The 13,041-nt window shown below is 73.3% G+C and carries 10 protein-coding genes and 1 tRNA gene; 8 read left to right on the top strand and 3 right to left on the bottom strand.

The window, feature by feature from the left end; translation table 11 throughout:
• Positions 1–165: 165 nt before the first annotated feature.
• The 3 genes from ABH929_RS11150 (at position 166) to ABH929_RS11140 (ending at position 5,785) form a co-directional block, all read left to right on the top strand.
• Positions 166–237, top strand: a tRNA-Arg gene (locus ABH929_RS11150).
• A 308-nt stretch (positions 238–545) separates the two neighbouring features.
• The gene (locus ABH929_RS11145) at positions 546–4,430 is read left to right on the top strand and encodes a Pls/PosA family non-ribosomal peptide synthetase (protein WP_404561286.1); all 3,885 of its coding nucleotides are present in this window, start codon (positions 546–548) and stop codon (positions 4,428–4,430) included.
• A 26-nt stretch (positions 4,431–4,456) separates the two neighbouring features.
• Positions 4,457–5,785 carry a M1 family metallopeptidase gene (locus tag ABH929_RS11140; RefSeq protein WP_404561285.1) on the top strand — a complete coding sequence of 443 codons (1,329 nt, stop codon included), beginning with the start codon at positions 4,457–4,459 and terminating at the stop codon, positions 5,783–5,785.
• On the opposite strand, the gene ABH929_RS11135 is transcribed toward ABH929_RS11140, so the two are convergent.
• Positions 5,782–6,054 carry a helix-turn-helix domain-containing protein gene (locus ABH929_RS11135; RefSeq protein WP_263090533.1) on the bottom strand — a complete coding sequence of 91 codons (273 nt, stop codon included), beginning with the start codon at positions 6,052–6,054 and terminating at the stop codon, positions 5,782–5,784. The two genes, ABH929_RS11140 and ABH929_RS11135, sit on opposite strands and share 4 nt — an antisense overlap.
• 32 nt (positions 6,055–6,086) lie before the next feature.
• On the opposite strand from ABH929_RS11135, the gene map reads away from it, so the two are divergent.
• A complete protein-coding gene (gene map / locus ABH929_RS11130; RefSeq protein ID WP_404561284.1) occupies positions 6,087–6,854 on the top strand; it encodes a type I methionyl aminopeptidase in 768 nt (255 codons plus the stop codon).
• On the opposite strand, the gene ABH929_RS11125 is transcribed toward map, so the two are convergent.
• Both ABH929_RS11125 and ABH929_RS11120 read right to left on the bottom strand, forming a co-directional pair.
• Positions 6,838–7,428, bottom strand: a complete 591-nt coding sequence (locus tag ABH929_RS11125; protein ID WP_404561283.1) for a 4'-phosphopantetheinyl transferase family protein — start codon at positions 7,426–7,428, stop codon at positions 6,838–6,840. The genes map and ABH929_RS11125 overlap by 17 nt on opposite strands.
• Before the next feature lie 47 nt (positions 7,429–7,475).
• On the bottom strand, positions 7,476–7,679 hold the full coding sequence (locus ABH929_RS11120; RefSeq protein WP_071255966.1) for a hypothetical protein: 204 nt from the start codon (positions 7,677–7,679) through the stop codon (positions 7,476–7,478).
• A gap of 301 nt (positions 7,680–7,980) precedes the next feature.
• Here ABH929_RS11120 and ABH929_RS11115 point away from each other — a divergent pair, with 301 nt between their 5' ends.
• The 4 genes from ABH929_RS11115 (at position 7,981) to ABH929_RS11100 (ending at position 13,041) form a co-directional block, all read left to right on the top strand.
• A complete protein-coding gene (locus ABH929_RS11115) occupies positions 7,981–9,897 on the top strand; it encodes a TPM domain-containing protein (protein ID WP_404561355.1) in 1,917 nt (638 codons plus the stop codon).
• A 95-nt stretch (positions 9,898–9,992) separates the two neighbouring features.
• Complete coding sequence (locus tag ABH929_RS11110) at positions 9,993–10,718, top strand: PspA/IM30 family protein (protein ID WP_123294264.1); 726 nt, start codon at positions 9,993–9,995, stop codon at positions 10,716–10,718.
• Between the two features lie 42 nt (positions 10,719–10,760).
• On the top strand, positions 10,761–11,582 hold the full coding sequence (locus ABH929_RS11105) for an arginase family protein (protein WP_404561282.1): 822 nt from the start codon (positions 10,761–10,763) through the stop codon (positions 11,580–11,582).
• A gap of 55 nt (positions 11,583–11,637) precedes the next feature.
• A complete protein-coding gene (locus ABH929_RS11100; protein ID WP_404561281.1) occupies positions 11,638–13,041 on the top strand; it encodes a dihydrolipoyl dehydrogenase family protein in 1,404 nt (467 codons plus the stop codon).

Below are 13,041 nucleotides of genomic sequence, written 5' to 3'. Positions count from 1 at the left end.
CGGAGCGCGCAACCCCGCACGGGCCCGCGACGCGCGCACGGTGGGGACGGGAGGCCCGTGGCGGGCCCGCACCGCGCCTCCCGTCCGCCCTGCAGCCGCGTCTCGTGCGCGACACGCGCTGTCCGGGAGGGCGCGCCGGACCTGCTACGGTTGTTGCACCCCTTGGCCCCCATAGCTCAGGGGATAGAGCACTGCCCTCCGGAGGCAGGGGCGGAGGTTCGAATCCTCCTGGGGGCACTGGAAATCGCCGGCCGAGGTGCCGTCTCCGCTTCGTGGAGTCGGCACCGGCCGATGCCGCCTGCGGCGGCCTTTCCCCGTCGAGGCTTCTCCGGGAGGGGTCGCGCATCTCGTGGCCGATGTCGGCGTTCGCGCGGATGATGAGGCGGATGCTGAGCAGGAATGGTCGGGTCGGGGAACGCGACTCGACAGTTTCTGCTCACGAAGAGCCCGCGCGCACCGCGCTACCCCGTGTTTCCGAGCGCGACACCTCGGTCCCCTAGGATCACGGGCCGGTCGTCCTGCACGCGACCGGGAAGAGGGAACCGATGACCACCGGCACCGGGAACGCGCAGCTCGAACTCGCCCGCGGCGGGCACGCCCCCGCACCACGGACCCTGTTCGACGTCCTCGCGGCCACCGCGGCCACCCACCCGACCGCCACCGCGCTCGAAGACCCCGCCGGCACCGTCGACTACGCCGCCCTGCTCGACCTCGTGCGCGCGCAGGCCGACGACCTCGCCCGTCGCGGTGTTCGCCGGGGTGACCGGGTCGGGGTGCGGATCCCCTCCGGCGGGCGTGACCTGTACCTGTCGATCCTCGCGGTCCTCGCCGCCGGAGCCGCCTACGTTCCCGTCGACGCCGACGACCCCGAGGAACGCGCGACCCTGGTGTTCGGCGAGGCCGGCGTCGTCGGCGTCATCGGGGCCGGCGGCGTCCTGCGCGACCGCGACGGCGGCGAGCTGCCCGTGACGGACCCCGCGGCGAGCGCCGAGCTCCCCGGCCTGGACGACGACGCGTGGATCATCTTCACGTCGGGGTCGACCGGGGTGCCGAAGGGCGTGGCGGTCACCCACCGCAGTGCTGCGGCGTTCGTCGACGCCGAGGCGCGGATGTTCCTGCAGGCGGCGCCGATCGGTCCCGGTGACCGGGTGCTTGCGGGGCTGAGTGTCGCGTTCGATGCGTCGTGCGAGGAGATGTGGCTGGCGTGGGGGCACGGTGCCGCGTTGGTGCCGGCGCCGCGGTCGTTGGTGCGGACGGGGGTGGACGTCGGACCGTGGTTGATCGCGCACACGATCACGGTGGTGTCGACCGTGCCGACGCTCGCGGCGCTGTGGCCGGACGATGCGTTGGAGCAGGTGCGGCTGGTCATCTTCGGCGGTGAGGCGTGCCCGCCGGAGCTGGCGGCGCGGATCGCCAGTCGCGATCGTGAGGTGTGGAACACGTACGGTCCGACGGAGGCGACGGTGGTGGCGTGCGGGTCACTGCTCGACGGCGGGCAGCCGATCCGGATCGGGCTGCCGTTGGACGGGTGGGACCTGGCGGTCGTGGACGGTGTCGGGCAGCGGGTGGATCCGGGCGGGGTCGGTGAGCTCGTGATCGGTGGTGTCGGGTTGGGGCGGTACCTGGACCCGGCGAAGGACGCGGAGAAGTACGCGCCGTTCCCGGAGCTCGGGTGGGACCGGGCGTACCGGAGCGGTGACCTGGTGCGGTACGACCCCGAGGGGCTCGTGTTCCAGGGGCGCGCGGACGACCAGGTGAAGCTCGGCGGTCGGCGCATCGAGCTCGGTGAGATCGACGCGGCCCTGCAGGCGCTCGACGACGTGGCCGGTGGTGCGGCCGTGGTGCAGCGCACCCCGGCGGGCAACCAGGTGCTGGTGGGGTACGTGGCGCCGGTGGCGGGTGCCACGGTGGACGTCGCGGCTGCGAACGCCCGGTTGCGCCAGGAGCTGCCCGCTGCGCTCGTCCCGCTCGTCGCGGTGGTGGACTCGTTGCCGACGCGGACGTCGGGCAAGGTCGACCGTGCCGCCCTGCCGTGGCCGTTGCCCGGGGCGACCGACGCCGCGATGCTGCCGGACACGGTGGCGTGGATCGCGGAGCGCTGGGCGGCGATCCTGGGGGTGCCGGTGTCGGGCGTCGACGACGACTTCTTCGCGCACGGTGGCGGGTCGCTGACGGCGGCGCAGCTGGTGTCGGCGATCCGCGAGCGGTTCCCGTCGACGACCGTCGCCGACGTCTACGACCACCCGCGCATCGGCGCGCTGGCGGCCGCGTTGGACGAGTCCGGTCCGGTGGCGGCCGCATCGCGCGACGTGACGCCGGTCCCGCCGACGACGGGGCTCGCGATGACGTTGCTCGGCTTGCCGGTGCAGGTGCTGCGCGGGTTGCGGGTCCTGACGTGGACGGCCCTGGTCGCGGCGGTGCTGCACGCGACGACGCTGCCGTTCCTGCCGGTGCTCCCCTGGCCGGCGCTCGTCGTCGCGCTGCTGGTGTTCGTGACGCCGATCGGCAAGATGGCGCTCACGGTCGTGCTGGCCCGGCTGCTGCTGGTCGGGGTCCGGCCGGGGTCGTACCCCCGGGGTGGCTCGGTTCACCTGCGGGTCTGGCTGGCGGAGCGGATCGCCGAGGCGGTCGACGGTCCCTCGACCGCCGGGGCCCCGTGGATCAGCTACTACGCCCGTGCGCTCGGGGCGCGGATCGGCACGGACGTCGACCTGCACACGCTGCCGCCGGTCACCGGGATGCTCACGATCGGCAAGCGTGCGTCGATCGAGCCCGAGGTGGACCTCGCGGGGCACTGGGTGGACGGTGACGTGTTCCGCGTCGGCAGGGTCCGCGTGGACGACGACGCCGTCGTGCACAGCCGCACCACGCTGCTGCCCGGGGCGCACGTGGGCGTGGGCGCCGAGGTCGAGGCCGGCTCGGCCGTCGCCGGGCGGGTGCCCGCCGGTGAGCGCTGGGCGGGTTCGCCTGCCGAACGCGTCGGGTCGGCCAGGTACGGCCGGGAGGCCCGTCCCCCGCTTGGTCGACGCTGGCTGCTGGCGTACGGGGCCGGCTCCGTGGCCGTGGCTGGGTTGCCGGTGATCGGTGTCGCGGTCGGGCTGCTGGTCGCCGTCGCCCTGGTCGGGCGCGCGTCGACGCTCGGCGACGCGGTGCTGCGCGCGCTCGCGACCGTGCCGCTCGCGACCGTCGTCGCCGGGGCCGTGTACGCCGTGCTCGTGGTGGGGTCGGTGCGGTTGCTCGGCATCGGGCTGCACGAGGGTCGCCACCCTGTGCGTTCACGGATCGGCTGGCAGGCGTGGTCGACGGAGCGGGTGCTGGACGCGGCGCGGACGCTGCTGTTCCCGCTGTACGCCTCGCTCGTGACGCCTGTGTGGTTGCGGCTGCTCGGGGCGAAGGTCGGCCGGAACACGGAGATCTCCACGGTTCTGCTCATCCCCGCGCTGACGCAGATCGCGTCCGGTGCCTTCCTGGCCGACGACACCATGGTCGCCACGTACGAGCTCGGTGGCGGCCGGGTGCGGATCGGCCGGTCGAAGGTGGGGCGCCGGGCGTTCCTCGGCAACAGCGGGATGACGGGCGCCGGACGCTCCGTCCCGCGCGAGGCGCTGGTGGCGGTGCTGTCCGCCGTGCCGAAGAAGGCCAAGCGCGGGTCGTCGTGGCTCGGCTCGCCCCCGGTCCGGCTGCGACGTGCGGCGACGCAGTTCGACGAGGAGCGCACCTTCCGCCCGCCCGTGCGGCTCAAGGTCGCGCGCGGTTGTTGGGAGCTGCTGCGGCTCGTGGCCCCGATGGTGTCCGCTGCGATCGCCCTCGGGGTGGCGGGCACCCTGCTCGCCCTGTGGTCGGCGGTGGGCGTCGGCTGGACGGTGCTGCTCGCCGGACCGGTGCTCATCGTCGCCGGGGCCGTCGCCGCCGTGGTGTCGACGATCGCGAAGTGGGCGTTCGTCGGCCGGATCACCGCCCGGGAGCACCCGCTGTGGTCGTCGTTCGTGTGGCGCAACGAGGTACAGGACACCTTCGTCGAGACGGTCGCCCGGCCCTGGTTCGCCGAGCAGGCCACCGGCACCCCGGCCCTGGCGGCGTGGCTGCGGAGCCTCGGCGCGACGATCGGCCGCGGCACCTGGCTCGAGACCTACTGGCTGCCCGAGGCCGACCTCGTCACGATCGGCGCCGGCGCTTCGGTGGCGCGCGGGACCGTCGTGCAGACCCACCTGTTCCACGACCGGGTGATGCAGCTCGACACCGTGCGGCTCGACGCCGGTGCGACCCTCGGGCCGCACAGCGTCGTCCTGCCCGCAGCCGGCATCGGCACGGGCGCCACGGTCGGGCCCGCCTCGCTCGTGATGCGCGGTGAGCAGGTGCCCACCGGGTCCCGCTGGTCCGGCAACCCCATCGCTCCGTGGACAGCCGAACCGGCCACCGTGGCGGACTGACCGGCGCCATGGGGTTGACTGGGACCGTGCCGAACACCCCCGCTGCCGACCCGTACACCCCGCACAGCGGCGACCGACGCTGGAGCGCCGAGCACTACGACCTCCGTCTCGACTACCGCGTCGCCACGAACCGCCTCGACGGCACGGCGACGATCACCGCTCGTGCCCACGAACCCCTCGACCGGATCGTCATCGACCTGCACGGCCTGAGCGTCGAGCGTGCCGACGTCGACGGCACCCGCGCGAAGAAGGTGTCGAAGGCGGTGCACAAGGTCACCGTGACCCCGGCGTCGCCGATCGCGGCCGACACCACGTTCACCGTTCACCTGCGGTACCGCGGCAACCCGCGCCCCGTCCGCAGCGCTTGGGGCCAGGTCGGGTGGGAGGAGCTCACCGACGGCGTCATCGTCGCGGCCCAGCCGACGGGGGCACCCTCGTGGTTCCCGTGCAACGACCGGCCGGACGACAAGGCGACCTACCGGTTCGAGATCGCCGCCGAGGCCGCGTACGACGTCCTGGCGAACGGAGAACTGCTCGGCAAGGAACGGGACCGCATCGGCACCCGCTGGACCTACGCCACCACCGAGCCGATGGCGACGTACCTGGCGACGGTGCAGATCGGGCGGTACCGCACGACGAGGCTCCGCGGCGCCGTCGTGCCCGTGACCCTGCACCACCCCGCCGACCTGGCGGCCGCCGCGAAGACCGACTTCGGGCAGGTGCCGGAGATGCTCGCGCTGTTCTCGGATCGCTTCGGCCCGTACCCGTTCGCGGCGTACGGCGTCGTGGTCACCGACGACGAGCTCGAGATCCCGCTCGAGGCCCACGGGCTGGCGGTGTTCGGCCGGAACCACGTCGACGGCGAGCACGGCACCGACCGGCTCATCGCGCACGAGCTCGCGCACCAGTGGTTCGGCAACTCGGTGACGGTGACCCGCTGGCAGGACATCTGGCTGCACGAGGGGTTCGCCTGCTACGCCGAGTGGCTGTGGTCCGAGCACCACGGCGGCGACACCGCCGACGTGCTCGCGGCGCAGTACCGGCAGGAGGTCCTCGGCCAGCCCGAGGACCTCGTCGTCGGCGACCCCGGCGCGAAGGACATGTTCGACGACCGGGTCTACAAGCGCGGCGCCCTCGCCCTGCACGCCGTCCGCCGCACGTTCGGCGACGACGCGTTCTGCGCCGGGCTGCGCAACATCACCGAACGGCACCGGCACGGTTCGGTGACGGTGCCCGACGTGCTCGAGGCCTTCGCGGACGCCGCCGGCCGTGACGTCGAGGCCGTCAGGGCGGTCACCGGCCCGTGGATCGACGAGGCGTCGGTGCCGGCACTGCCCGCGCCGCTCGTCGACTAGCCAGCCAGTTCGCCGTCGTCCGCTGGGTCGCAGCTGATCTCGGACCAGACCGCGTCGAGCGACAGTCCGACCACGCCGGCGACGGAGGCGATGGTCGAGAACGCCGGCGTCGCGATCCGCCCGGTCTCGATCTTCCGGAGGGTCTCGGGCGAGATCCCGGCGGCGAGGGCGGTGTCGACGATCGACCGTGGGCCACGTGCGCGGCGGAGCAGGGCACCGAGACGGCGGCCGCGCGCGACCTCGTCGGGGCGGAGCGGGAGACGGACCATCCCCACATAGTAATACCGGTATGATCATCCGCGTGATCGAGATCCTGACGCCCGCCGAGGTCGACAAGGCCCGTGCCACCGGTGCCCTCGTCGGCACCATCCTGCAGACCCTGCGCGACCGGACCCGCGTGGGCACGAACCTGCTCGAGATCGACCGGTGGGCGAAGCGGATGATCGAGGACGCCGGCGCGGACTCCTGCTACGTCGACTACGCACCGTCGTTCGGCCGCGGTCCGTTCGGCCACCACATCTGCACCGCCGTGAACGACGCCGTGCTGCACGGGCTGCCGCACGACCGGGCCCTGTCGGACGGCGACCTGCTCACCCTCGACCTCGCGGTGTCGCTGGACGGCATCGCCGCCGACGCCGCCGTGAGCTTCGTCGTCGGCACCCCGCGCGACGAGGACCTCGCCCTCGTCGACGCGACCGAGCGCGCGCTGGCCGCCGGGATCGCCGCCGCCGGACCCGGGGCCCGGATCGGCGACCTGTCGCACGCCATCGGGACCGTGCTCGAGGGTGCGGGCTACCCCGTCAACGTCGAGTTCGGCGGCCACGGCATCGGCTCGACCATGCACCAGGACCCGCACGTGTCGAACACGGGCCGCGCGGGCCGCGGCTACACGCTCCGGCCCGGCCTCCTGCTCGCGCTCGAGCCGTGGGTGATGGCGGACACCGACGTGCTCGTCACCGATGCCGACGGCTGGACGCTCCGCAGTGCCACGGGAGCCCGGACGGCCCACACCGAGCACACCATCGCGATCACCGAGGACGGCGCCGAGGTGCTCACACTCCCCCGCTGAGCGGCCCCTCGACCACGACGGGCAGCCCGCCGGCCGCGACGACGAGCACCAGGTCGGGGTCCGGCCGGTGGACCGACACCGGGTGGTCTCGCCCCTCGAACCGCGCAGTGCCGGCTGCGGCGTCGACGTCCACGTCCACGGTCAGCGGGTCGACGCGCAGGCCCCGACCATCGCGCTTCAGCACGGCCTCCTTCGCCGCCCAGCAGGCCGCGAGCAAGCCGGCATCGCCGGCCGAGCGCTCGCGCTCGCCGGGCGTGAAGGCGTCGAGGGGCGCTGCGCCGACGCGGGACACCCGCTCGAGGTCGACGCCGACCGGGCCGGGCGCGACCGCGACCGCGAGCACACCGGTCGTGCGCGACAGGCTGACGCCGAAGGCGGTGCCGTGCACCGTGGCCCAGGGGCGACCGTGGTCGGTCCTCGCGCAGTGCGGGCAGACGCGCCCCGCGCGCACGGCGGCCGTCTCGACCGCCGCAGCCGAGGCGACGGCGGCGACCAGGGCCTCCCGGTCGGCAGCGCGGTCCGCACCCGTCGCGCACAGCGTCACGACGACGGCCTGGAGGCCCGACTCACCCACGCACGCAGCCTACGGGTGTGCGGGTGGCCGGCCCAGGGCCGTGGTCGCTACGCGTGGGTCAGTGCGATCAGTGCGACGTTCATCGTGCTGTAGAGACCCTCGGACCGGGTCGCCTGGCGGACGCGTCCGCGCAGCACTTCGTAGCGGCCGTCGTGCTCGCGCACGAAGCCGATCACGCCGGTCGCCGGCGTCGAGACGCGGTGGTAGCCGTCCTCGAGCGGGACGACCTCGGTACTCGTGGTTCGCTCCATTGCTGTTCCCTTCCGTTCGTCGTCGAACAGTGCCGCCAGCCTACCCCGCTCCGGGGGACAAGACACCCATGGATCGGCTTGTCCACAGTGTTCGCCGAGAGTCCGTCCGACGCCCCCACGCCGTGGATAGACTCCGGGCGACGGCGCTCTCAGGCGCGGTTCGGGACGGCGTCGACGGCGCCGACCGGTGACGGACGGAGGACGGATGCGAACGGTCCAGCGCGGATCGGGCACAGGCGGGTCGAGGACGGAACGGGGGACAGCGCGACTCTGGGGTCGCGTCACGGCAGCGGTCGTGGCGATGCTGATCGTCCTGGCTCCGGCGGCGACCGCGCAGGCCACGGCACCGGTCGACCTGGGCGGGGCGTACGTCCTCGACGAAGCCGACGCCCTCAGCTCCTCGCAGCAGGCGCAGGTCGAACAGGCGGTGCAGGACCTGTACGCCGAGACCCAGACGCAGCTGTACGTCGTGTTCGTGCCGACGTTCACCGATCCGACGGACCACACCGCGTGGGGATCCGCGGTCATGGAGCAGAACCAGATCGACACCGACGGCATCCTGCTGTCGGTCGCGGTCGACGACCGCAACTACGACGTGCAGCAGACGAACGAGACCGCCATCTCCGAGTCCGACGTGCAGAGCGCCGTGAACGACTCCCTGCTCCCCGCGCTGAAGCAGGACGACTGGTCCGGTGCAGCCGTGGCGTTCGCGAACGGCCTGACGGACACCCAGGCACCGCCGAACCTGACCTGGCTCTGGATCCTGTTGCTCGTCATCGTCGTCGGCCTGGTCGTCGTCGTGCTCGTCATCCGCACCCGGAACAAGCGGAAGACCGCCGCGGCCACGAAGGCGCAGCAGGAGTCCCTCGCCGACCTCGAGCGCACCGCCGGCGGCGCGCTCGTGACGATCGACGACGAGCTCCGCACCGCCGAGCAAGAGGTCGGGTTCGCCACGGCCCAGTTCGGTCCCGACGCCGCGAAGCCCTTCGCCGACGCCGTCGCCGCCGCGCAGCAGGCCGTGCGCAAGGCCTTCACGTTCCGGCAGCAGCTCGACGACGAGATCCCGGACTCCCCGCAGCAGCGTGCCGACTGGGCGAACCAGATCATCGCGATCTGCCAGCAGGCGCACGCCTCGATCGAGGAACAGACCGAGTCGTTCGACAAGCTCCGGTCGCTCGAGGACGGCGTCGAGGAAGCAGCCGCCGCGCTGGCCCAGGCGGTCGCGGAGGCCCCGGCGTCGGTCGGCGCAGCAGCGGCCTCGCTCGACCGCGTCCGAGCGAACTACACCGGACGCACCCTCGCGACCGTGGCCGACAACGTCGACCAGGCCCACCAGGTCCTCGCCTACGCCACCGAACGCTCGAACGCGGCCACCGCGGCGATCGCGGCCGGCGACAAGGGGGAAGCGGTGATCGCCGTGCGAGACGCCCAGCACGCCCTGGCGCAGGTGCAGCAGCTCACGAACAGCGCGATCGCGGCCGAGGGCACCTTCACCGAGGCCACCGCGCGCGCCGAGGCCATGCGCATCGACATCGAGGGCGACGTCGCCGCGGCCCGGACCCTCACCGTGGGCGGTCCCGACCTCGCCGCGGCCGTGACCCGGGCACAGACCGTCCTGCGGCAGGGGTTCGACCCGAAGGACCCGATCACCGCGGTCGACGCCCTCACGAAGGCGAACACCGAGATCGACCAGGCCATCGCGGCCGCCCGGGGCGCCGAAGAGCAGCAGCGCCGGGCGTCCCGCGCCCTCGACGACGCCCTGCGCGACGCCCGCAACCGGATCAGCCAGGCGCGCGAGTACATCTCGCTGCACCGTGGCGGCATCGGACCGACTGCCCGCACCCGCCTGTCCGAGGCCGAACGCGCCCTCGACGACGCCGTGCAGCTCGCCACCACCGACCCCGGACAGGCACTGCAGGCAGCACGCGCGGCCGAGCAGTACGCCGCCGCGGCGATGGACTCGGCGAACGACGACATGGGCGGCTGGGGCGGCGGGGGCGGCGGCTTCGGTGGGGGCGGCGGCAACGGCGCACAACTCGGCGGCCTCGTCACCGGCATCGTGCTCGGCGGCCTGCTCGGCGGTCGCGGTGGCAGCTTCGGCGGCGGCTCCTTCGGTGGCGGGGGCGGCGGCTTCGGTGGCGGGGGCGGTTTCGGCGGCGGCGGCGGCGGGGGCGGCGGCGGGGGCGGCGGCGGGTTCTCCGGCGGCGGCCGCTTCTGAGCCCGTTCCACCCCACGGCCGGACCACGAACCCCACAGACCAGAACCCGACAGACCAGACACACCACGTCAGACCTTCCAGGAAAGGGAACAGCAATGGCAAAGCAGACGATCTTCGGCCGCATCTCCACCCTCGTGCGAGCGAACATCAACCAGCTCATCGACAACGCCGAGGACCCGCAGAAGATGCTGGACCAGCTCGTGCGCGACTACACGAACAACATCGCCGACGCGAAGACGGCGATCGCGCAGACGATCGGCAACGTGCGCCTGCTCGAGCAGGACCACGAAGAGGACAAGCGCGCCTCGTCGGAGTGGGGCCAGAAGGCCGCCAACGCCTCCACCGCCGCGGACAAGTACCGCGCCGAGGGCAAGACGGCCGAGGCGGACAAGTTCGACAACCTCGCGAAGATCGCGATCGGCAAGCAGATCGCCGCCGAGCAGGAGGTCAAGGACGCCGAGCCGAACCTCGCCTCGCAGAACGAAGCGGTCGAGAAGCTCAAGACCGGCCTGGCCGGCATGGAGCAGAAGCTCGAGGAGCTCCGTGCGAAGCGCGACAACCTCGTCGCGCGCTCGAAGACGGCCGAGGCGCAGTCCAAGGTCAACGACGCCCTCGGCAACATCGACGTGCTCGACCCGACGAGCGACCTCGGTCGCTTCGAGGAGAAGGTCCGTCGCGAAGAGGCCAAGGTCCTCGGGCAGCAGGAACTGCAGTCGTCGAGCCTCGACGCGCAGTTCGAGAGCCTCGAGGACGTCGGCAAGGACGCCGAGGTCGAAGCGCGACTCGCCGCGCTGAAGTCCGGCGGCTCGTCGAGCCTCTGACCTTCCCGGACGACGCCGGACCCCAACTGACAGACTGAGACGATGCAGTTCCTCGTGGTCGGTCAGTGGCAGGGTTCGGCGTCGTCGCGCGCGATGCGCCTCGGGGACGGAGCGACCGCGATCGCGGCCGACCTCCCCCGTGCGTCCACCACCGTGGTCGACGTCCCCGCCGGCGCGGGCGACCGGCTCGAGACGGCCGTCGCGCGCTACACCTCCGTGCTCGCCGTCGCCGATCGCGTGGCCGAGGAGACCGGCGTCGCGAGCGAACCCGTCCTCGTCGTCGGCGGCGACGGTGCGAGCGTCCTCGGCGCGACCGTCGGCCTCGGCCCGGACACCGCGTTCGTGCGCATCGCCGGGTCCAGCGGGTACCGCGCACTCAACCGCGCCCAGCCCGTCGCCGCCGAGACCGCGGCCCTCCGGATCCTGGTCGACCGCTCCGACGAGCTGTTCCCCACGCTGCCGGTGCTCGCCGCCTCTTCGGTGGTGGTCGCGGGCGTCCGCGGGCTCGACGACGCCGAGGACGCCGCCCTCGACCGTGCCGGGATCACCCGGCTCGACGTCGACGCCGCCACCCCGGACGCCCTCGCCACCGCGGTCGACGCCACCGGTGCCACGTCGGTGTTCGTGCACGTGGACCTCGACGTCCTCGACCCGTCCGAGGTCGACGGCCTGCTCGAGCCGGTGCCGTTCGGACTCGACGGAGCGGGACTGGTCGAGCGGATCCAGGCCGCGACCCGCGGCCGCCGCCTGGCCGGCGCCGCGCTCACCGGCTTCGCTCCCGTCGACCCAGACCGTGCAGTGGACGACCTCGGCGTGATCCTGCGCGTCGTCGGGGCGTTGACCAGCGCCTCCCGGGTGGCCTGAGAACCGACCCGGCGCGCCGGGCGCACCCCATGCCGGTCCGCGTACGCTCGGCCTCATGACGGACTACGACCTCATCGTGATCGGCGCCGGCGCAGTCGGCGAGAACGTGGCGGACTACGCCCACAAGCGCGGCCTGGCGGTCGCCATCGTGGAGTCCGAACTGGTCGGCGGCGAGTGCTCCTACTGGGCGTGCATGCCGTCGAAGGCGCTGCTACGCAGCGGCCATGCCCTGGCAGCGGCGAAGCGGCTCGACGGTGCGAAGCAGGCCGTCACCGGCGACCTCGACGCCGCCCACGTGCTCGCCCGCCGCAACTCGTTCACCTCGGACTGGAAGGACGACGGTCAGGTCTCCTGGCTCGAGTCCGCCGACATCGCCCTGATCCGCGGCCACGCCCGCATCACCGGCGAGAAGACCATCGAGGTCGGCGGTGAGACGCACACCGCCCGTGCCGCCGTCGCCGTCGTGACCGGGTCGCTGCACGCGCTGCCGAACGTGCCGGGTCTCGCCGAGGCGAAGCCGTGGGGCACCCGCGAGGGCACCAGCGCCCAGCAGGTGCCGGAGAGCCTGCTCGTGATCGGCGGCGGTGTCGCGGGCTCCGAGCTCGCCACCGCCTGGGCATCGCTCGGCGCGAAGGTCACCCTCGTCGCCCGGCACGGGCTGCTCGGCGGCATGGAACCGTTCGCCGGCGAACTCGTCACCGATGCCCTCCGCGAGCTCGGTGTCGACGTCCGCACCGGCGTGAGCCCCGTGCGGGTCGACCGCGACGAGCACGGACTCGTCACCACGACGCTCGACGACGACACGACCGTCATCACGAGCGAGGTGCTCGCCGCCACCGGCCGCACCCCGCACACCGCCGACCTCGGGCTCGAGTCCGTCGGGCTCACCGCCGGCGACTGGCTCGAGGTCGACGACACGATGCTCGTGCACGGCACCGACTGGCTGTACGCCGTCGGCGACGCCAACCACCGCGCCCTCCTCACCCACCAGGGCAAGTACCAGGCCCGCGCGGCCGGTGAGGCGATCGCCGCCCGGCACCAGGGCACGCCGCTGCACACCGAACCGTGGGGCGCGCACGTCGCGACCGCCGACCACGCCGCGGTCCCCCAGGTCACGTTCACCGACCCCGAGGTCGCGAGCGTCGGCCTGACCGAGAAGGCCGCCCGTGAGCAGGGGCTGAACGTCCGTGCCGTGGAGTACGACCTCGGCGGCGTCGCGGGTTCCGCGCTGCAGGCCGACGGCTACACCGGCCGCGCCAAGATGGTCGTCGACGAGGACCGCGGGGTCGTCGTGGGCGTCACCTTCGTCGGCCAGGACGTCGCCGAGATGCTGCACGCGGCGACGATCGCCGTCGTCGGCGAGGTGCCGGTGGACCGCCTCTGGCACGCGGTGCCGGCCTATCCGACGATGAACGAGATCTGGCTCCGTCTGCTCGAGACCTACGGCCGCCCGGCCTGA

Source organism: Curtobacterium sp. AB7, from assembly GCF_044909335.1.
Taxonomy (GTDB): domain Bacteria; phylum Actinomycetota; class Actinomycetes; order Actinomycetales; family Microbacteriaceae; genus Curtobacterium.
Note: the sequence above shows the minus strand (reverse complement) of the source record. Positions and strands in the feature narration are given on the sequence as shown.

Excerpts from the sequence above, each read along its gene's own strand:
- ABH929_RS11145 (WP_404561286.1), top strand. The coding sequence starts at position 546 with ATGACCACCGGCACCGGGAACGCGCAGCTCGAACTCGCCCGCGGCGGG.
- ABH929_RS11135 (WP_263090533.1), bottom strand. The coding sequence starts at position 6,054 with ATGGTCCGTCTCCCGCTCCGCCCCGACGAGGTCGCGCGCGGCCGCCGT.
- ABH929_RS11120 (WP_071255966.1), bottom strand. The coding sequence starts at position 7,679 with ATGGAGCGAACCACGAGTACCGAGGTCGTCCCGCTCGAGGACGGCTAC.
- ABH929_RS11115 (WP_404561355.1), top strand. The coding sequence starts at position 7,981 with ATGCTGATCGTCCTGGCTCCGGCGGCGACCGCGCAGGCCACGGCACCG.
- ABH929_RS11110 (WP_123294264.1), top strand. The coding sequence starts at position 9,993 with ATGGCAAAGCAGACGATCTTCGGCCGCATCTCCACCCTCGTGCGAGCG.
- ABH929_RS11105 (WP_404561282.1), top strand. The coding sequence starts at position 10,761 with ATGCAGTTCCTCGTGGTCGGTCAGTGGCAGGGTTCGGCGTCGTCGCGC.
- ABH929_RS11100 (WP_404561281.1), top strand. The coding sequence starts at position 11,638 with ATGACGGACTACGACCTCATCGTGATCGGCGCCGGCGCAGTCGGCGAG.